This window comes from Streptomyces sp. CA-142005, assembly GCF_050942335.1.
GTDB lineage: Bacteria > Actinomycetota > Actinomycetes > Streptomycetales > Streptomycetaceae > Streptomyces.
The window spans coordinates 3,700,278-3,719,100 of the sequence record NZ_CP192078.1; the positions used below are offsets into that span (position 1 = coordinate 3,700,278).

Below are 18,823 nucleotides of genomic sequence, written 5' to 3' on the forward strand. Positions count from 1 at the left end.
CGCCCCCACCAGGGGTCACCCCCCAGCCGGACCGAACCGCCCCACCCCCGCCCACCCCGCCGGGAGGCCACGTCTCAACCACGCGAGCCCCACCCGCCGAGGACAACCACTTCCCAGCCCGCCACGCCCCAAAGGGCACCGCCACTTCCCAGCCGACCGAACCGCCCCACCGGAGGCCACCTCCCAACCGGACCGATCCGCCCCCTGCCCGCCCCCCGGGGCACTCCTCAACCACCCGAGCCGAATCCGTCGGGGACGACCGGTTCCCAGCCGACCGAGCCGGAACCCCTTGGGGTCACTTATCGGCCGACCGAGACGGGTGGGTGGGCGAAGTGGGGGTCAGCTGGAGCGGCGGAAGCCGATGGTGGGCACCGCGCGGCGCAACGGCCACGGCCGGTCCAGTTCCTCCGGGACCAGCGCGTCCAGGAAGCCGTACCGGCGAAGCGCAGCCCGCTCCTGCCCCGGCACGGACTGCACCCGCCGCCACCACGCCCCGATCTCCGACCACCCCGGCGCCGACAAGGACCCCCCGAACTCCTGCACCGACAGCGCCGCGGTGAGCCCCGCGAAGGCCAGCCGGTCCGCCAGCGACCACCCCGCGAGCGACCCCGTCACGAACCCGGCGACGAAGACATCCCCCGCCCCCGTCGGATCCAGCGCCTCCACGGCGATCGCCGGCACCTCCGCCGCCTCCCCCGTCCGCCGGTCCACGGCGTACGCCCCCTCCGAGCCCAGGGTCACGACCGCCACCGGCACGTACTCGGTCAAGGCATGCGCGGCGAGCCGCGGACAGTCGGCCCCGGTGTACCGCTTCGCCTCCTCCGCGTTCGGCAGAAACGCCTCGCAGTGCTCCAGATCGGCGAGCCCGGCCAGATCCCACGCCCCGGTCTCGTCCCAGCCGACGTCGGCGAAGATCCGGGTCCCCTCCCGCGCGGCCTGCGCGATCCACGGCGCGCGCGTCCCCGGCGTCAGTGAGGCCACGGCGGCCCGCGCGCGGGGCGGGCAGTCCGCGGCCCGCTCCTGGATGAGCACGGCCTCCGGCGGCGGCTCGTGCCCGTGGGACACCATCGTCCGCTCGCCCTCGTACGCCATGGACACCGTGACCGGCGAGTGCCAGCCGGGCACGGTCCGCGACCTCGACAGATCGATGCCCTCGCCCTGTTCGAGCGCGTCCCAGCAGTACTCGCCGTAGTGGTCGTCCCCGAAGGCCGCCGCCAGGGAGGTCTTCAGACCGAGCCGGGCCAGGGCCGTGGCCATGTTGGCGACCCCGCCGGGGCTGGAGCCCATGCCCCGGGCCCAGGACTCGGTGCCGCGCACGGGCGCCGAGTCCAGGCCGGTGAAGATGATGTCGAGGAAGACCGTGCCCGTCAGATAGACGTCCCAGGGCGGGTCCCCGGGCCGGCGCAGCGCGGCGAGCGGGTCGACCTGGGCCTGACAGCGCGCGGCCGGGGTGAGGTGTTCCGGTTCCTCTCCGGTGATCGTGTGCGACGGGGTCACGGTGCGCTCCCTGGCGTGGTGCGGATCTGGCCAGTGTGCACCAATCAGCCCGCCGCACAGGGGGTTACCAGCGGGGCATCACCGGTTGCCGCCAGCCCGGTTCGGCCACCCGCATCGCGGCCGCGTCGTCGCGGTCGCGCAGCGAGCCGTCGTCCTCGGCCCACCGCCGGTGCAGCCGGGCCAGCTCGTCCCGGTCGAGCTCGACCCCGAGGCCGGGGGCGTCGCAGACCTCGACCCTCCCGTCCCGGAACGCCGGCCGCTCGGTGAGGACGTCCTCGGACTGCCACGGATAGTGGGAGTCGCACGCGTGGTGGAGCCCGGGGACCGTGGCCGCGACCTGGGTCATCGCGGCGAGGCTGATGCCCAGATGGGTGTTGGAGTGCATGGACACCCCGACGCCGAAGGCGGCGCAGATCGCGGCGAGCCGCTGGGTGTTGCGCAGCCCGCCCCAGTAGTGGTGGTCGGAGAGCACGACCTGCACGGCGTCGCGCGTGAACGCCTCCTTGATCTCTCCGAAGGTGGTCACGCACATGTTGGTGGCGAGCGGTACGTCGGTCCCGGCGGACACCTCGGCCATGGCCGGCGTCCCCAGCGTCGGGTCCTCCAGGTACTCCAGGACGTCCCCGAGTTCCTTCGCCACCTTCAGCGAGGTCTCGACCGACCAGGCGCCGTTGGGGTCGAGGCGCAGCGGATGGCCGGGGAAGGCCTCGGCGAGGGCCCGTACGGCCGCGATCTCCTCGTCGGGCGGGAAGACGCCGCCCTTGAGCTTGAAGGACGTGAAGCCGTGCCGCTCCTTGAACGTGCGCGCCTGTTCCACGACCCCGGCCGGATCGAGCGCGGCGCCCCACTCGTCCGGTTCGGCCGGCACGCCCTCCGGATGCCGGGCCCACTTGTAGAACAGGTAGGCGCTGTACTCGACGGTGTCCCGCAGCCTGCCGCCGAGCAGCGCGTGCACGGGCAGCCCGAGTGCCTTGCCCTGGGCGTCCAGACAGGCGACCTCGAAGGCGGACAGCACCGACAGCCGGAGCTTGTCGGCGCTCTGCACGCCGCGCAGCCCGCCGGCGTCCACCTGGCCCTGGACCCGGGACTCGTCCACGCCGAGGTCGATCGCGAAGAGGCCGTTCACATCCATGACCGAGCGTCCGGTGAGCCGTTCGGCCAGCGGGCGGGCCAGTTCCAGGTACTTGGTGTCGCCGTAGGTCTCGCCGAGCCCGGTGATCCCGTCGGCGGTGACGATCTCCACGATCAGCCGCGGGGTGTACGGCTGGTGGACGCCCTGGGTGTTGAGCAGCGGCGGGTCGGCGACCAGGATCGGCGTCAGCCGCACCTCGGCGATGGTCAGGTCACGGGTCACAGGGAGGCTCCTACGAGGTCGAGTCCGGCGGTGAGCAGGGCCTTGAGGTCGGCGAGGTCGGCGGGCGCGGGGTCGGTGAGCGGGGCGCGCACGGGTCCGACGCGCTGTCCGCGCAACCGGGCCGCCGCCTTCACCAGGGACACGGCGTATCCGGGGGCTCGGTCGCGCAGTTCCACGAACGGGACGTAGAAGTCCCGCAGCAGCTTGTCGACGGTTCCGTGGTCGGCGTCCCGCAGGGCGGTGAAGAAGGTGCCGGCGATCTCGGGGGCGAAGGCGTGCACGGCGGAGGAGTAGGCGGGGACGCCGACGGTGGCGTAGGCGCGGGCCTGGATCTCGGCGGTGGCGGCGCCGTTGAAGAAGAGGAAGCCGTCGGGGGCGGCGAGGGTGAGGCGCTGGAGCCGGTCGAGGTCGCTGTGGCCGTCCTTGAGGCCGATGACGTTCGGGATGCGCGCGATGCGCCGCAACGCGTCGGCGGTGTAGGCGACCTGGCCGCGCTGGTAGGCGATCAGTGGCAGCCCGGTGCGCTCGGCGAGCCGCTCCAGCTGGGCGGCGAGGCCGTCCGGCGGGGCGTCGACCAGGTAGTGCGGCAGCACGAGCAGGGCGTCGGCGCCGGCCTCCTCGGCGATCCGCGCGAACCGTGCGGCCTGCGCCCAGCCGTACCCGGTCCCGGCCACGACCGGAACCCTTCCGGCCGCCTCCTCGACGGTGATGGTGACGACGGTCCGGAACTCCTCCTCGTCCAGCGAGAAGAACTCCCCCGTGCCGCAGGCCGGGAAGACGGCGCCGGGCCCGGCGGCGAGCCGGCCGGCGACATGGGCGCGGAAGCCGTCGGGATCGAGGGAGCCGTCGTCGTGGAACGCGGTGAGCGGGAAGGACAGCACCCGGCGCGCCATCCCCTCCCGCAGCCGCCGCGCCGCACCCTCGGGACTCGGATCGCCACCCACCTTGATCATCTCCCCTTATGAATGACGTCTACATATGCGAACGAGCTTAGCGCCTCCTACCCGGGGCCCCACCACACAAACCGAAAAGTGACGCAGATCGCATCCGTTCTCCTTCTTCCTCGAACCGCGTGCTTGGTACAACTTTTTTCGCGCGTTCCTGTCGCTCGACGGGCGTCGCCCCACTCCCCTTCCTGAGCCGCTCCTCTCGCCTGCCCTGGGAACGCCCGTGTCCGCCCGCCGCCTCCTGCCCTGGCCCCTCGTCGCCCTGTTCACCGCCGGGTACCTCGCCTCCTACCTGCTGCCGACCACCGTCGGCCGGCTGGACACCGGGCTTCCGCTCACCGCGACCCAGGCGGGGGCCATCGGCAGTGCGCTGCTGCTGAGTTCGGCGGCGGCGGGTTTCCTGCTGGCCTCCCGGGTCGACCGGTTCGGCCCCCGTACGCTCGCGCGCCTCGGACTCGCGCTCACCTTCCTCGGCTACGGCGCCGCCGCGCTGACCGGGGTGGTACCGGCCGTCGTCGCGGGCGCGGTCGTCGGCGGCTTCGGGTCCGGCACGGTCACGGTGGTCGCCGCGAGCGGCATCGCCGCCCTGGGGGCGCCCCCAGCTCGAGCGGAGTCGAGAGCCTGGGGGAGGGACCCGCACCGGGCCACCACGCTCGGCCTGCTGGCCGTCTCCGCCCTGGCCGGCGCCCTCTATCTGACGATCCCCCACCTCGGCCCGGGCCACGGCCTGCCCCTGGCCGCGCTCGCGCTGACCGCGCTCGCCGTCTGGCCGTTCACCCCCCGCCTGTCCGCCCGGACCGCACCGGCCCGCACCGCCGCCGCCCACGGCCGTCTCCCCCAGCGCCGCGCCGGACTGCTGCTGGCCGCCGCCATGCCCTGCTGGTCCCTCGCGCAGAACGCCCTGTGGGGCGTGAGCGGCCGCATCGGCCTCGCGCAGGCGCACCTCACCGAGGTCACCGTCGGCGCGGTGTTCGCCGTGGCGCTCGGCGCCGGGCTGCTCGGGGTGCTGGGCGCGGGGGCACTCGGCCTGCGGCTGGGCCGGGCCGTGCCCATCGGCGCCGGTACGGCACTGATCGCGGCCTGCATCGCGGTCACCGCGTCCGCGACCGACCTGCCGGCCTTCGCCGCCGGCGAGATCTCCTGGAACCTCTTCTATCCGGTCGTGCTGTCGTACGTCATCGGTCTCGCCGCCTCCCTCGACCGGCGCGGCCGCTGGGCGGTGTTCGTCGGTTCGGCGGCCTCGCTGGGCGGCGCGGCGGGGCCGCTGACCGGGAGCGTGCTGGCGGGATCGGCGGGCTTCCCGTTGATGGGCCAGGTACTGGCCGCCGCGCTGCTGGTGGTCGCGGCGCCGATGACGGCCGTGGCCCTGCGGGCGGGCAGGCGGATCCTGCCGGTCGTGGAAGTGCCACTGGAGTCGCCCGCCATGCCCGCCCGGCCGGCCTACGACACCGCGTCCCCGAACTCGTACGCGTCGACCTCGGCGATGTAGCGGGCCCGCCGCTCCTCGTCGTCCTCAAGGAAGGAGGCGAGGAAGGAGTTGCGGGCCAGCTCGCGCAGCCGGTCCTCGGTCAGGCCCAGGGTCCGGCGCACGGCCGCGAAGTTGTCGCCGGCGTACCCGCCGAAGTACGCGGGGTCGTCGGAGTTCACCGTGCACAGCAGGCCGGCGTCCAGCATGGCCGGCAGCGGGTGGTCGGCCAGCGTGTCGACGGTGCGCAGGCGGACGTTGGACAGCGGGCACAGGGTGAGCGGGATCCGCTCCCGCACCAGGCGCTCGACCAGCGCCGGGTCCTCCATGCAGCGCAGCCCGTGGTCGACGCGCTCGACGCCGAGCACGTCCAGGGCCTCGCCGATGTACTCCGGCGGCCCCTCCTCACCGGCGTGCGCGACCCGGCGCAGCCCGAGCGCGGCGGCCGCCTCGTACACCTCCCGGAACTTCGCCGGCGGATGCCCGACCTCGGCGGAGTCCAGGCCGACCCCGGTGATCCGGTCCAGGTACGGCCTGGCGGCCTGAAGGGTCTCCATGGCCGACTCGGCGGACTCGTCCCGCAGGAAGCAGAGGATGAGCCTGGTGGAGACGCCGTGGTTCCGCTCACTGTCGCCGAGCGCCCGCCACAGCCCTTCCACGACCGTGCCCATGGACACGCCCCGGCCCGTATGGGCCTGCGGGTCGAAGAAGATCTCCGCGTGCCGTACGCCCTGCGCGGCGGCACGGGCCAGATAGGCGTCGGCCAGGTCGGCGAAGTCCTGCTCGGTGCGCAGGACGGCCATCAGCTCGTAGTACAGGTTCAGGAAGGACTGGAGGTCCTCGAACCGGTAGGCCTCGCGGAGCTCGTCCGTGTCCGCGTACGGCAGGGTCACGCCATTGCGGGAGGCCAGCTCGAACGCGAGCTCCGGCTCCAGAGTGCCTTCGATGTGGAGGTGCAGTTCTGCTTTCGGGAGGGGCATCAAAGCATCGTACGGATCTTCTACCGCCGTTTCGGAACCGCCACCCGCTGCAGGTCGTGCGCCACGGTCAGCTCGCACTCGAAGCCGGCCGCCCGCGCCCGCCGCTCGAACTCCTCGGGTTCGGTGTAGCGCTGGCTGAAGTGGGTGAGGACGAGGTGCCGTACGCCGGCCTCCCGGGCGACGGCGCCGGCCTGCCCGGCGGTCAGGTGACCGTGCTCCACGGCCAGTTCGATGTCCTCGTCCAGGAAGGTCGACTCGATGACGAGCAGGTCGCAGCCCTCCGCGAGCGCGTGCACGCCGTCGCACAGCCGGGTGTCCATGACGAACGCGAACCGCTGCCCGCGCCGCACCTCGCTGACGTCCTCCAGCGTGACGTCCCCCAGCCGGCCCTCGCGCTGCAGCCGGCCGACGTCCGGGCCCTCGATCCCGTGTGCGGCGAGCCGGTCGGGCAGCATACGGCGGCCGTCGGGTTCGATCAGCCGGTAGCCGTAGGACTCGACCGGGTGCGACAGCCTGCGGGCCTCCAGGGTGTACGCCGGGGTCACCGCGAGGATGCCGTCGGCGGCGACCGGTGCCTCGGTGATGCCGACCGTCTCCCGGTAGGCCGTGGCATACCGCAGGCGGTCGAAGAAGCGCTGCCCGGAGCGCGGGTAGTGCGCGGTGACCTCGTGCGGCACCTGGTCGAGGTTGATCCGCTGGATGACACCGGCGAGGCCGAGGGAATGGTCGCCGTGGAAGTGGGTGACGCAGACCCGGTTCAGGTCGTGGGCGGCGACCCCGGCGCGCACCATCTGCCGCTGGGTGCCCTCGCCGGGGTCGAACAGGATGCCCTCGCCGTCCCACCTCAGCAGATAGCCGTTGTGGTTGCGGTGCCGGGTCGGGACCTGGCTGGCGGTGCCGAGGACCACCAATTCACGTACGGACACGGTGACTCGGTCGCTTTATCCGGGGGGCCACTGCATGCCGCGGCCGCCGAGGACGTGCGCGTGCGCGTGCCAGACGGTCTGGCCGGCGCCGCTGCCGGTGTTGAAGACGGTCCGGTAGCTCTCGAGCTTCTCCTCGTCGGCGACGGCCTGGGTTTCGGCGAGCACGTCGGCGGCGAGTTGCGGTGCTTCGGCGCCGAGGACGGCGGCGTTCTTGTAGTGCGCCTTGGGGATCACCAGGATGTGGGTGGGAGCCTGGGGGTTTATGTCCCGGAAGGCGACGGTGGTGTCTGTCTCGCGGACGATCGTCGCCGGAATCGTACCCGCGACGATCTTGCAGAACAGGCAGTCGTCCTGCGGCTCTCCCGCCATGCGTGTGCCTCCTCGCGCTGGTGATCAATACCGGTGCATCGTAGTCGTATCAGGTCGGCATTCCCGGCGGAGTCTTCGCGGGCCGTTCCTCCAGCGCCGCCAGCGCGAGCCGGATCGCCTCGTCGAGCTGGGTGTCGCGGTCCTCCGCCCAGTCCTGCGGCCTCTGTACGACCTCCACATCGGGGTCCACCCCGTGGTTCTCCACGTCCCAGCCCACCCCCTCCAGCCACATCGCGTACTTCGGCTGGGTGATCAGGGTGCCGTCGACCAGGTGGTAGCGGCTGTCGATGCCGATGACGCCGCCCCAGGTGCGGGTGCCGACGACCGGGCCGATGCCGAGGGCCTTGATCGCCGCGTTGACGATGTCGCCGTCGGAGCCGGAGAACTCGTTGGCGACGGCGACGACCGGGCCGCGCGGGGCGTCGAGGGGATAGCTGGTGGGGCGCATGCCGCGCGGGAGGTCCCAGCCGATGATGCGGCGGGCCAGCTTCTCGACGACCAGCTGGGAGGTGTGGCCGCCGCGGTTCTCGCGGACGTCGACCACGAGTCCTTCGCGGGCCACCTCCACCCGCAGGTCCCGGTGGATCTGCGCCCAGCCGGGGGCCTGCATGTCGGGGACGTGGAGGTAGCCGAGCCGGCCGTCGGAGGCGGCGTGGACGTGGGCGCGGCGGTCGGCCACCCAGGCGTGGTAGCGCAGGGGTTCCTCGTCGGCGATCGGGACGACGACGGTGTGCCGGGGTTCGCCGCCGCCCGCCGGGGAGACGGTGAGCTCCACCGGGTGGCCCGCCGTGCCGACGAGCAACGGGCCCGGTCCCGTCACCGGGTCGACCGAGTGGCCGGCGACCGCGATGATCGCGTCGCCGGGGCGTACGGCCACGCCGGGTGCGGCGAGCGGGGAGCGGGCGTCCGGGTCGGAGGTCTCCGAGGGCAGGATGCGGTCGATGCGCCAACTGCCGTCCGGATGGCGGGAGATGTCCGCACCGAGCAGCCCGTGCCGGGGGCCGCCGCCACGGCCGCCGGAGGGGATGACGTAGGCGTGCGAGGTGCCCAGTTCGCCGTGCAGCTCCCACAGCAGGTCGACGAGGTCGCTGTGGGTGGCGATACGGGCCAGCAGGGGTCGGTAGCGGGCGAGGACGCCGGTCCAGTCGACGCCGCCGAGGTCGGGCCGCCAGAAGTGGTCGCGCATCAGGCGGCCGGTCTCGTCGTACATCTGCCGCCACTCGGCCGCCGGGTCGAGGGTCTGCCGGACGCGGGCGAGGTCGACGGTGACGCTGGTGTCGCCGTCGTCGTCTGTGCCGGTACGGCGGTCGCTGGGGACGACCCTCAGCCGGTCGTCGCTCCACAGCAGCACGCGTTTGCCGTCGCCGCTGACCTCGAAGTGGTCGGCGTCGGAGGCCAGGTGCTCCAGGCGCCGCTGGGCGAGGTCGTACCGCTCCAGCTCGGTGTGCGGGCCGGGATCCTCGGGGTGGGCGCGGGCGGTGCCGAGGACGCCGTGCACGGGGTGGCGCAGCCAGAGCACGCCGTCCTTGGCGGCGCGCAGGGTGGAGTAGCGGCCGGCCTCGACGGGGAAGGGGACGATCCGGTCGGCGAGGCCTTCGAGGTCGATGCGGGTGGCGGGGGTGCCCTCGCTGTCGGGGGTCTCCTCCTTGTCCGGGGTCTCGAAGGCGCGGCCGTGGCGCTGTGGGCCGAACGGCGAGGGCGTGGTGGCGGCGAGGGTGATCAGGTGCGGGCGGGCGCCGACGACGAAGGCGAGGTCGAAGACGTGCTCGTCGTAGACCGGGTCGAAGGCACGGTTGGAGAGGAAGGCGAGGTGTTTGCCGTCGAGGGTGAAGGCGGGGGCGTAGTCCTGGAAGCGCAGGGGGGTCGCCTCGGTGACCGACAGGTCGGTGGTGTGGGCGATGCGCAGCTGGGACAGCGGGCGCGGGCCGGGGTGGGCCCAGGCGAGCCAGGCGGAGTCGGGTGAGAAGGCGAGGCCGGAGACCTCGCCGTCGTCGCTGCTGTCGACCTCGCGGACCTCGCCGGTCTCGCGTTCGACGAGCAGCAGCCTGCCGTCGTGCGCGGCCACGGCGGCCCGGCTGCCGTCGGGGGCCATGGCCAGCTCCAGGACCCGGCCGAGCTGTCCGGCGGCGAGCCGGCGGGGCGGGGCGCCCGGTACCGTCCCGGTCGCCGGGGCGAACTCCAGGGCGTCGTCGCCCTCCGCGTCCGTCACCCACACCACCCACTCCTCGCCCTCGGCGCGGAAGACGCGCGGCATCCGGGCACGGACGCCGGGGTCGGCGGCGAGGGCGCGGGCGGGCCCGGACCGGTGGGTGACCCAGTGGATGCCGCCGCGCACACAGACGGCGCTGCCGCGCGCGGTGTGGTCCGGGGACGCCTCGCCGAACCAGCGGGCGGCGTTCACCGGACGGGGCCGCAGATCGATCCGGGGTCCGCCGAGGCGCACGTCCAGCCGGCGCGGCTCGGCGCCCTCCAGGTCGTCCAGCAGCCACAGTTCACCGGCGCTGCTGTAGACGACCCGGGTGCCGTCACCGGAGGCGTGGCGGGCGTAGAAGCCGTCGAGGGGGGTGTGGCGGCGCAGGTCGGAGCCGTCGGCGAGGGAGGAGTACAGGGCGCCGGTGCCCTCGTGGTCGGAGAGGAAGGCGATCCGGTCCCCGGCCCACACCGGGCACTCGATGTTTCCGTCGACGTCCTCGTGCAGCCGGACGAACTCCCCGTTCCCCTCCCGGTCGATCCACAACTTGCCCGCCGTGCCGCCCCGGTAGCGCTTCCAGTGGGCGGCCTCGCGGCCCATCGGCGCGGACAGCAGCACGGTGGCGGGGCCGAGGGCCACATCGCCGACCGGGCCGTAGGGCAGGGTCTCGGCGGGTCCGCCGTCCAGCGGGACGGCGTGCGCCCAGCTGTGGCGGAAGCTGTGCCGGCCGTGCGCGCCGAGCGCGAGCACCCGCCCGTCGGCGGTCCAGCCGCGCACCTCGGTGCGGCGGTTGCCCCAGTGGGTCAGCCGGTCGGCGGGGCCGCCGTCGACGGGGGCGACATGGATCTCGGGCGCGCCGTCACGGGTGGAGGTCCAGGCGAGGTGCCGTCCGTCCGGTGATATCCGCGGCATGGTGACCGGCATGTTGTCGGCGCTGACCCGCCAGGCCCGGCCGCCGTCGAGCGGCGCGAGCCAGACGTCGTCCTCGGCGACGAAGGCCACCAAGTCGTCGTGTACATGGGGGAATCGGAGATAGGCGGAGGACGTCGTGGTCACCGTCGAAGCACCCTGGGTCACCCCGTCACTGTACGCAGCGACCGGTGTGCGCCGCTCCCTCTTCCGATCACTTGCACCCGGTCACTTTCCCTCGGCGGGCCAGCAGGTGGGGTCGCCCTTGCACCAGATGGTGCGGGTGACGGTGACGGTCACGGTGGGCCGGCCGCCGGGCCGGTAGGTGGGCGGCTCGTACGTCGGCCCGTGCGTGGCGTCGCAGTCGCCGAGCCCGCTGACGTGGAACACCTGTCTGCCCGCGACCTTGGCGGTCAGATCCCCGCGCACACAGGCGCCGTCGACGGCCTTGGTCACCTTCCCGGTGACGGTGATCCTCTGCCCGTCCTTGGTCTGGCCCTGGCAGTCGACGGAGACGACCGTGGTCTCGGACGGCGAGGGCGTCCCGGCCGCCGCGCCGCCGCCGTCGCCGTAGTTGCCGGTGCAGGTGAGCCAACTGACGTCGACATGCTGCTGGCGGAGCCTGGCCGTCGCGGTGGTGTCGGTGGTGTAGGCGGCGGTCACGGTACTGAGGTCACCCGGCTGACACGCCACGACGGCCGCACCGGCCCCCGCGACCAGCCCCACCACGGCCACCGTCCGCGTCCCGCGCCGCCCACACCGAATCCGTCTCAATACCCCCATGCAGGGCAGACTGCCACCGGTGCGCACGCCGGGGAAGGCCACATACGGCCACTCACTCGTACGGGAACGGGTCTCGTAATCTGGCCGAGTGCGCAGTGAACGCAGGCTCAGGCGGCTCGTCCTGCCGGACGGAACCGTTCACCGCTGGACCGTGCGGCACCGGCACCGGGGCGACGGCCCTTGCGCGGAGGTGCTGACGCTGCACCGGGACGGATCCCGCACCCGGATCGTGTTCCCGGGGACCGGTGGCGCCTACGGGCACTCCGGTCTGGTCGGCGACGGCCGCGGTCACACCGTCAATCTCCATGAGCCCGGCGTCGTACGAGCCTTCGCGGTGGAGGTGCTCCGGAGCGGGGCCTCCGGTGACGTGAACGGGTGGGCCTTGCTGCCCGCGGTCGCCGTCAGCCGCGCAGCAGCAGCCACTGCTGGAGTTCGACCAGGTTGCCCTCCGGGTCCTTGAGGTGGGCGACCCGCATGCGCTCGGTCATGGGGGCCGGGCCGTGCAGCAGTTCCGCACCGCGGGCGGTGATCTCCGACACGTAGGCGTCCAGGTCGTCGACGCGCAGCACCACCAGGGAGCGGTGCCCGGTGGCCGTCTCGCCCAGTTCGTTCAGCACCTCGGCCATCATCGCGCGGTCCTGCAGCGCGATCCCGGCGGAGCCGGCGTGCGGGCTGAACTTCTCGTACGGGCCCTCGGTCGCCCCGGACTGCGGCTTGAGGCCGAGGACGTCGGCGTAGAAGCGGTAGCAGGCGGCGAAGTCGGTGACCAGGAGCCGGACTTGGGCGAGTTCCACGGTGTCCCCCAGGCGTCAGGACCAGCGGCCGGTGCGGCCCAGCAGCAGGGCCACGGCGGCGGTGCCGGCGGTTGATGTACGCAACACGGTAGGACCGAGTACGTACGCCCTCGCACCCGCCTCCTCGAAGAGCGCCAACTCGTCCCGGGCGACGCCTCCTTCGGGGCCGACGACCAGCACGATCTCGCCCTCGGCGGGCAGTTCGGCGGTGGCCAGCCGCCCGCTCTCGTGCTCGAAGTCGGAGTGGAGCACGGCGGCGAAGTCGGCTTTGGCCAGAAGTGCGGCAACCTGCTTGGTACTTGCCGCGTCCGCGACCTGCGGGAAGCGCAGCCGGCGGGACTGCTTGCCGGCCTCGCGCGCGGTGGCCCGCCACTTGGCGAGCGCCTTGTGGCCCCGCTCGCCCTTCCACTGGGTGATGCACCGGGCGGCCTGCCAGGGCACGATCGCGTCGACGCCGGTCTCCGTCATCGTCTCGACGGCGAGTTCGCCCCGGTCGCCCTTCGGGAGCGCCTGGACCACGGTGATACGGGGGCTGGGCTCGGGCTCCACCGGGAACTCGAACGGCTCGACCACCAGGTGGTCCTTGCCCGACACGCTGACGACGACCCCGGCGGCCCCACGCCCCTCGCCGTCCGTCAGCACCACGTTCTCGCCGGGCTGCAGCCGCCGCACGGAGACCGCGTGCCGCCCCTCGGGGCCTGTGACGTCGACGACCGAGCCGGGGCCCACGCCCTCCAGCGAGTCGACGACGAACACCGGCGCGGTCATCGCAGGCCCCCCTTGGCCGACAACGCTGTCCGGGCGGCGTCGAGTTCGGCGGCCAGCACCTCCACGAGCTCCCCGGCGGGCAGCTCGCGGGCCAGCCGGTGCCCCTGCCCGGCCCACAGCGCCATGCCCTGCGCGTCCCCGGCCTTGGCGGCGGCCTTGCGCAGCGGCGCGGTGAGGTGGTGGACGTCCGGGTAGGCGGCGGGGGCGTACGGGCCGTGCTCGCGCAGGAACCGGTTGACCAGTCCGCGCCCCGGCCGCCCGGAGAACGCGCGGGTCAGTTCGGTGTGCGTGAACAGGGGGTTGGTCAGCGCCTGCTTGTGCACGGCATGGGCGCCGGACTCCGGGGTGGCGAGGAAGGCGGTGCCGAGCTGGGCCGCGCTCGCGCCGGCCGCGAGGACGGCGGCGATCTGGCTGCCCCGCATGATGCCGCCGGCGGCGACGACCGGGATGTCCACGGCCTCGCGGATCTGCGCGACGAGCGACAGCAGGCCGATGCCGGCTCCGTCGTTCTCGGGGAGGTCCCGGTGGGTGCCCTGGTGACCGCCGGCCTCCACGCCCTGCGCGATCACCGCGTCCGCGCCGGCCCGCTCGACGGCGCGGGCCTCCTCCGTGGTGGTGGCGGTGACCAGGGTGTAGGTGCCGACGCGGCGCAGGCTGTCGAAGACCTCCCGGCTCGGCACACCGAAGTGGAAGGAGACCACGGGCACCGGGTTGTCGAGGAGCACGGCGAGCTTGGCGTCGTAGCCGTCGTCCCGGCCGCTGTCCGGGTCGCCCAGCTCGGTCTCGTACCAGGCGGCCTCGCCGGCCAGCTGGTGGGCGTAGACCTCCACGGCGCCGGACTCGGCATACTCCTGCTGCGGCATGAACACGTTCACGCCGAAGGGGCGGGCGGTGAGGCTCCGCAGCTGCTTGATCTCCTGGTACATGCCGTCGGCGGTCTTGTATCCGGCGGCGAGAAACCCGAGACCACCGGCCTCGCAGACGGCGGCGGCGAGCTGCGGGACGGAGACACCGCCCGCCATGGGGGCCTGCACGATCGGGTGGGGGAAGAGATCGGTCAGCGCGGAGGACATGACCGCATGTTGTCACGTCCGTCGAACAAGTCCGAATCCGGGCGTCCGATGGCATAAACCATTGGCATACGGGGTGCGGGGGCACCCCGTCAGGCCTCCGTGAGCGGTGGCTCAGCGCCCGTTGAAGCATCCTTCAAACGCGCGCTCAGCGCCCGTTGAACGCATCCTTCAGACGCGAGAACAACCCCTGCTGACCCGGCTGACTGTGTCTGCCCGGGGGACAACCCCCGGACCCCCGGCCACGCCGCAGCGCACGTCAGCGCCCGTTGAACGCATCCTTCAGACGCGAGAACAACCCCTGCTGACCCGGCTGGAACTGTCCCTGCGGGCGCTCCTCGCCGCGCAGCTTGGCCAGCTCGCGCAGCAGGCGCTCCTGCTCGGGGTCCAGCTTGGTCGGGGTCTGCACCTCGACGTGCACGATCAGGTCACCCCGGCCGCCGCCGCGCAGATGCGTGACGCCGCGGTTGTGCAGCGGGATCGACTGGCCGGACTGGGTGCCGGGCCGGATGTCGACCTCCTCCATGCCGTCCAGCGTCTCCAGCGGCACCTTGGTGCCGAGCGCCGCCGCGGTCATCGGGATGGTGACCGTGCAGTGCAGGTCGTCGCCGCGCCGCTGGAAGGTCGGGTGCGGCAGCTCGTGGATCTCCACGTACAGGTCACCGGCCGGACCGCCGCCGGGACCGACCTCGCCCTCACCGGCGAGCTGGATCCGCGTGCCGTTGTCGACACCGGCCGGGATCTTCACGGTCAGGGTGCGGCGGGAGCGGACCCGGCCGTCGCCGGCGCACTCGGGGCACGGGGTCGGTACGACGGTCCCGAAGCCCTGGCACTGCGGGCAGGGACGCGAGGTCATGACCTGGCCGAGGAAGGACCGGGTGACCTGCGAGACCTCACCGCGGCCACGGCACATGTCACACGTCTGGGCGGTCGTACCGGGCGCCGCGCCCTCGCCGTTGCAGGTGTTGCAGACGACCGCGGTGTCGACCTGGATGTCCTTGGTGGTCCCGAAGGCCGCCTCGTCCAGCTCGACCTCGATGCGGATCATCGCGTCCTGGCCGCGCCGGGTGCGCGAGCGCGGGCCGCGCTGCGACGCCGTACCGAAGAACGCGTCCATGATGTCGGAGAAGTTGCCGAAGCCGCCGGCCCCGAAGCCGCCCGCGCCGGCGCCGCCCGCCTGCGAGAGCGGGTCGCCGCCGAGGTCGTAGACCTGCTTCTTCTGCGGGTCCGACAGCACCTCGTAAGCGGCGTTGATCTCCTTGAACCGCTCCTGGGTCTTCGGGTCCGGGTTGACGTCCGGGTGCAGCTCGCGCGCGAGCCGGCGGAACGCCTTCTTGATCTCATCCTGCGACGCGTCGCGGCGCACGCCGAGAACGGCGTAGTAGTCCGTGGCCACTTACGACTCCGCCAGGATCTGTCCGACGTACCGTGCCACTGCGCGTACCGCTCCCATCGTTCCCGGATAGTCCATGCGGGTCGGTCCGACCACGCCGAGCTTGGCAACCGCCTCGCCGCCCGAACCGTAGCCGACCGACACCACGGAGGTGGAGTTGAGTCCCTCGTGGGCGTTCTCGTGCCCGATACGCACCGTCACGCCCGGATCCTTCGCCTCGCCCAGAAGCTTGAGGAGCACGACCTGCTCCTCCAGAGCCTCCAGGACGGGCCGGATCGTGAGGGGAAAGTCATGCCCGAAGCGGGTGAGATTGGCGGTACCGCCGATCATCAGCCGCTCCTCGTTCTCCTCGACCAGCGTCTCCAGAAGAGTGGAGAGCACCGTCGAGACCGTACCGCGGTCCTCGGGATCGAAGGCCTCCGGCAGATCCTCGACCAGCGTCGGCACGTCCGAGAACCGGCGACCCGCGACCCTGCTGTTCAGCCGCGCCCGCAGATCGGCGAGGGAGGTCTCGCCGAAGGGCGCCGGGCAGTCGACCATCCGCTGCTCGACCCGGCCGGTGTCCGTGATCAGCACGAGCATCACGCGCGCGGGGGCGAGCGAGAGCAGTTCCACGTGCCGCACGGTGGACCGGGTCAGGGACGGGTACTGCACGACGGCGACCTGCCGGGTGAGCTGCGCGAGCAGCCGGACCGTGCGCGCCACGACGTCGTCGAGGTCGACGGCGCCCTCCAGGAAGTTCTGGATGGCGCGCCGCTCGGGCCCGGTCATCGGCTTGACGCCCGCCAGCTTGTCCACGAACAGCCGATAGCCCTTGTCCGTGGGGATCCGCCCGGCGCTGGTGTGCGGCTGGGCGATGTACCCCTCGTCCTCCAGGGCCGCCATGTCGTTACGGACCGTCGCCGGGGACACGCCGAGGTTGTGCCGCTCGGTCAGGGCCTTCGACCCGACCGGCTCCTCGGTGCCGACGTAGTCCTGGACGATGGCGCGCAGCACCTGAAGCCTGCGTTCACTCAGCATTCGCGCGCACCTCCAGCATGTCGTCCCTCGGTCCCGGTCGGCCCTGCGGTTCGTCCGCCTGGCACTCTTCGCATGGGAGTGCCAGCGTTCCCGGGCCCAGTGTACGGCTGTCGGGTACACCCGGGGCAAGGTCGGTGCGGTCCCGGCGGCTCGTGCGGCTAGCGTCTCGGTATGACGGTGACTTGGGAAGAGCTGGGGTGGGAACGACTGGCCCCGGGGGTCGGGCGGTGCCGGCTGCCCGGCTGGGACTGCACGGTCGGGCTGGTCCTCGGGGAGGGTACGGCGCTGATGGTGGACGCCGGCTCGAGCCTGGCCGAGGGCGCGCGGCTGCGGACACAGGCCGAGGAACTGGCCGGGGGCCGTGTGACCCATCTCGCGCTGACCCACCCCCACTTCGACCATGTCTTCGGGGCGGCGGCCTTCGCGGGGGCGCAGTTGTACGGGGCGGTGGGCGTCGACGCGGTGCTGGCCCGCGAACGCGACGAGCTGCGCATGGACGCCGTGAGAAACGGACTCGCGGTGGCGGACGCGGACGAGGCTGTGGACGCGCTGGTGCCGCCCGGCCATCCGGTCTCCGGCGAGTGGACGCTGGACCTCGGGGGCGGCCGGCAGGTTCTGCTGGCGAACGTGGGTCCGGGGCATACCGCGCATGATCTGGCGGTGCTGGTTCCAGGAGATCCCGAGGTGGTGTTCTGCGGCGACCTGGTCGAGGAGTCCGGCGAGCCCCAGGCGGGCCCGGACGCTGTCCCGTCCCGCTGGCCGGACGCCCTGGACCGGCTGCTGTCTCTGGGGGGCGAGGACGCGCTGTACGTTCCCGGTCACGGAGCGGTGGTGGACGCGGGGTTCGTGCGACGGCAGCGCGACGAGCTGGCGGCCCGTTTCGGCGTGTCGTGAGCGCGGCCGTACGGCTTCTCCTATCGTCACTCGAATGCGCCCACCCGTCTCCCGCCACCGCCCTTCCAACGAGGGCCCTTCGGGCCCGCGCCCTCGTTTGTACTCCGCCGACCTGACCCCGCCGTGGAAGAAGCCGAAGCCCGTGCCGGAGGTACCGGCGGAGCCGGGCCTGGTGGTGGAGGAGCCCGGCACCGGGTTCTGCGGGGCGGTGATCCGCTGCGAGGCGGGCACGGTGACCCTGGAGGACCGCTTCGGCAGGCACCGGGTGTTCCCGCTGGAGCCGAGGGGCTTCCTGCTGGAGGGGCGCGTGGTGACGCTGGTGAGGCCTTCCGGTGGTCCGGTACGGCCCAGCCGCACGGCCTCCGGCTCGGTCGCCGTCCCCGGCGCCCGCGCCCGCGTGGCCCGCGCCGGCCGTATCTACGTCGAGGGCCGGCACGACGCCGAGCTGGTCGAGAAGGTGTGGGGCGACGACCTGCGCATCGAGGGCGTGGTCGTGGAGTACCTGGAGGGCGTGGACGACCTGCCGTCGATCGTCGCCTCCTTCGCACCGGGTCCGGACGCACGCCTTGGCGTCCTGGTGGACCACCTGGTGCCGGGCACGAAGGAGTGGCGGATCGCCGAGTCGGTGACCAGCGAGCACGCGCTGGTGGTCGGCCACCCGTACATCGACATCTGGCAGGCGGTGAAGCCGGCCGCCCTGGGGATCGAGGCGTGGCCGACGGTGCCGAAGGGGCAGGACTGGAAGACGGGGGTGTGCCGGGCGCTGGGCTGGCCGTCGGAGAACACCGGGGCGGTGTGGCAGGCGATCCTGCGGCGGGTGGGGTCCTACAAGGACCTGGAGCCGGAGCTGCTGGGGCGGGTGGAGGAGCTGATCGACTTCGTCACGGGTAGCGGTGGGGCCTGACGTTGGGGAACGTACGGAACTCGCTCGTGTCGAGTTCGATACCCAGAATGTCCACCGGCAGCGGCTCGCCGAACTTGACGATGTACTGCTGCCGATAGTCGGCTGCCTCGCCCCTACCCACCGGGTTCGTCAACAGTACGCACTGACCCATGATCGGATCGATGACAAGGTAGGCGGGCACCTGGCCTGCGGCATAGATGGAACGCTTGACGCCGTAGTCCCGTTCGACACTGGTCTTGGAGACGACTTCCACGACCATGGTGATCAGCCCGGAAGTCAGCAGCCGCCCCGAGGCGGGCAAGACCTCAGGCGCCACGACCACGAGGTCGGGGACCGGCTCACTGGCCTCATCGACAATGTCGACGTCCTGGGTCTGGAGGGGATACCAATGGTCCAGCGGGATCTGCCTCTCCGTGAGCAGCACGATAAGGTTGTGCACCAGGTCAGGGCTGGCCATCATCACAATTACCCCCCGGAGAAGCTCGACCCTGACGCCCTCCGGAGGCTCGAACTCCTCGAAGAACTTGGTCATCCCACGCTCGTCCACAGCGGTCATCTC

17 protein-coding genes are annotated in these 18,823 nt (G+C 72.6%); 3 read left to right on the forward strand and 14 right to left on the reverse strand.

Features of this window, described 5'->3' with window-relative positions; genetic code table 11:
* Positions 1-339: 339 nt before the first annotated feature.
* From ACQPXS_RS17505 to ACQPXS_RS17515, 3 genes are all read right to left on the reverse strand, one after another.
* On the reverse strand, positions 340-1,497 hold the full coding sequence (locus ACQPXS_RS17505; RefSeq protein ID WP_433450240.1) for a carbohydrate kinase family protein: 1,158 nt from the start codon (positions 1,495-1,497) through the stop codon (positions 340-342).
* Between the two features lie 64 nt (positions 1,498-1,561).
* Entirely contained in the window at positions 1,562-2,851 is a 1,290-nt protein-coding gene (locus ACQPXS_RS17510; RefSeq protein WP_351797854.1) for a glucarate dehydratase family protein, read from the reverse strand.
* On the reverse strand, positions 2,848-3,804 hold the full coding sequence (locus tag ACQPXS_RS17515; RefSeq protein WP_433450241.1) for a 5-dehydro-4-deoxyglucarate dehydratase: 957 nt from the start codon (positions 3,802-3,804) through the stop codon (positions 2,848-2,850). Before ACQPXS_RS17515 ends, ACQPXS_RS17510 begins: the two co-directional genes overlap by 4 nt.
* Positions 3,805-4,021: 217 nt before the next feature.
* Between ACQPXS_RS17515 and ACQPXS_RS17520 the strand changes: the two genes are divergently transcribed.
* Positions 4,022-5,287 carry an MFS transporter gene (locus ACQPXS_RS17520; protein WP_433450243.1) on the forward strand — a complete coding sequence of 422 codons (1,266 nt, stop codon included), beginning with the start codon at positions 4,022-4,024 and terminating at the stop codon, positions 5,285-5,287.
* Here the strand turns inward: ACQPXS_RS17520 and ACQPXS_RS17525 are convergent.
* From ACQPXS_RS17525 to hrcA, 10 genes are all read right to left on the reverse strand, one after another.
* On the reverse strand, positions 5,239-6,243 hold the full coding sequence (locus ACQPXS_RS17525; protein ID WP_433450245.1) for an adenosine deaminase: 1,005 nt from the start codon (positions 6,241-6,243) through the stop codon (positions 5,239-5,241). The genes ACQPXS_RS17520 and ACQPXS_RS17525 overlap by 49 nt on opposite strands.
* A 20-nt stretch (positions 6,244-6,263) precedes the next feature.
* On the reverse strand, positions 6,264-7,169 hold the full coding sequence (locus tag ACQPXS_RS17530) for a ribonuclease Z (protein WP_433450247.1): 906 nt from the start codon (positions 7,167-7,169) through the stop codon (positions 6,264-6,266).
* 15 nt (positions 7,170-7,184) lie between these two features.
* Positions 7,185-7,538, reverse strand: coding sequence for a histidine triad nucleotide-binding protein (locus ACQPXS_RS17535; protein WP_433450248.1), 354 nt, complete (start codon positions 7,536-7,538; stop codon positions 7,185-7,187).
* Between the two features lie 49 nt (positions 7,539-7,587).
* Positions 7,588-10,806 carry a S41 family peptidase gene (locus ACQPXS_RS17540; RefSeq protein WP_433450249.1) on the reverse strand — a complete coding sequence of 1,073 codons (3,219 nt, stop codon included), beginning with the start codon at positions 10,804-10,806 and terminating at the stop codon, positions 7,588-7,590.
* 60 nt (positions 10,807-10,866) lie between these two features.
* Positions 10,867-11,421: a hypothetical protein gene (locus tag ACQPXS_RS17545; protein ID WP_433450250.1), complete on the reverse strand. Its 555-nt coding sequence runs from the start codon at positions 11,419-11,421 to the stop codon at positions 10,867-10,869.
* 401 nt (positions 11,422-11,822) lie between these two features.
* A complete protein-coding gene (locus ACQPXS_RS17550) occupies positions 11,823-12,215 on the reverse strand; it encodes a VOC family protein (RefSeq protein WP_351797838.1) in 393 nt (130 codons plus the stop codon).
* Positions 12,216-12,230: 15 nt separating this feature from the next.
* A complete protein-coding gene (locus ACQPXS_RS17555; protein WP_433450251.1) occupies positions 12,231-12,983 on the reverse strand; it encodes a 16S rRNA (uracil(1498)-N(3))-methyltransferase in 753 nt (250 codons plus the stop codon).
* Positions 12,980-14,056, reverse strand: coding sequence for a nitronate monooxygenase (locus ACQPXS_RS17560; protein WP_433450253.1), 1,077 nt, complete (start codon positions 14,054-14,056; stop codon positions 12,980-12,982). The genes ACQPXS_RS17555 and ACQPXS_RS17560 overlap by 4 nt, the downstream gene beginning before the upstream one ends.
* A gap of 256 nt (positions 14,057-14,312) precedes the next feature.
* Complete coding sequence (dnaJ, locus tag ACQPXS_RS17565) at positions 14,313-15,449, reverse strand: molecular chaperone DnaJ (RefSeq protein ID WP_351797832.1); 1,137 nt, start codon at positions 15,447-15,449, stop codon at positions 14,313-14,315.
* Positions 15,450-16,466: a heat-inducible transcriptional repressor HrcA gene (gene hrcA, locus ACQPXS_RS17570; RefSeq protein WP_433450255.1), complete on the reverse strand. Its 1,017-nt coding sequence runs from the start codon at positions 16,464-16,466 to the stop codon at positions 15,450-15,452.
* A 171-nt stretch (positions 16,467-16,637) separates the two neighbouring features.
* Between hrcA and ACQPXS_RS17575 the strand changes: the two genes are divergently transcribed.
* On the forward strand, positions 16,638-17,360 hold the full coding sequence (locus tag ACQPXS_RS17575; protein WP_433450256.1) for an MBL fold metallo-hydrolase: 723 nt from the start codon (positions 16,638-16,640) through the stop codon (positions 17,358-17,360).
* A gap of 34 nt (positions 17,361-17,394) precedes the next feature.
* Positions 17,395-18,264, forward strand: a complete 870-nt coding sequence (locus tag ACQPXS_RS17580) for a DUF3097 domain-containing protein (RefSeq protein WP_433450258.1) — start codon at positions 17,395-17,397, stop codon at positions 18,262-18,264.
* Here ACQPXS_RS17580 and ACQPXS_RS17585 read toward each other — a convergent pair.
* Entirely contained in the window at positions 18,242-18,820 is a 579-nt protein-coding gene (locus ACQPXS_RS17585) for a Uma2 family endonuclease (protein ID WP_433450259.1), read from the reverse strand. The two genes, ACQPXS_RS17580 and ACQPXS_RS17585, sit on opposite strands and share 23 nt — an antisense overlap.
* Between the last annotated feature and the right edge of the window lie 3 nt (positions 18,821-18,823).

What these genes read in the sequence shown, in the direction of transcription:
- ACQPXS_RS17585 (WP_433450259.1), bottom strand. Translation starts at nt 18,820, where the DNA reads ATGACCGCTGTGGACGAGCGTGGGATGACCAAGTTCTTCGAGGAGTTC.
- ACQPXS_RS17580 (WP_433450258.1), top strand. Translation starts at nt 17,395, where the DNA reads ATGCGCCCACCCGTCTCCCGCCACCGCCCTTCCAACGAGGGCCCTTCG.
- ACQPXS_RS17545 (WP_433450250.1), bottom strand. Translation starts at nt 11,421, where the DNA reads ATGGGGGTATTGAGACGGATTCGGTGTGGGCGGCGCGGGACGCGGACG.
- ACQPXS_RS17535 (WP_433450248.1), bottom strand. Translation starts at nt 7,538, where the DNA reads ATGGCGGGAGAGCCGCAGGACGACTGCCTGTTCTGCAAGATCGTCGCG.
- ACQPXS_RS17525 (WP_433450245.1), bottom strand. Translation starts at nt 6,243, where the DNA reads ATGCCCCTCCCGAAAGCAGAACTGCACCTCCACATCGAAGGCACTCTG.
- ACQPXS_RS17515 (WP_433450241.1), bottom strand. Translation starts at nt 3,804, where the DNA reads ATGATCAAGGTGGGTGGCGATCCGAGTCCCGAGGGTGCGGCGCGGCGG.
- ACQPXS_RS17560 (WP_433450253.1), bottom strand. Translation starts at nt 14,056, where the DNA reads ATGTCCTCCGCGCTGACCGATCTCTTCCCCCACCCGATCGTGCAGGCC.
- ACQPXS_RS17575 (WP_433450256.1), top strand. Translation starts at nt 16,638, where the DNA reads ATGACGGTGACTTGGGAAGAGCTGGGGTGGGAACGACTGGCCCCGGGG.
- ACQPXS_RS17555 (WP_433450251.1), bottom strand. Translation starts at nt 12,983, where the DNA reads ATGACCGCGCCGGTGTTCGTCGTCGACTCGCTGGAGGGCGTGGGCCCC.
- hrcA (WP_433450255.1), bottom strand. Translation starts at nt 16,466, where the DNA reads ATGCTGAGTGAACGCAGGCTTCAGGTGCTGCGCGCCATCGTCCAGGAC.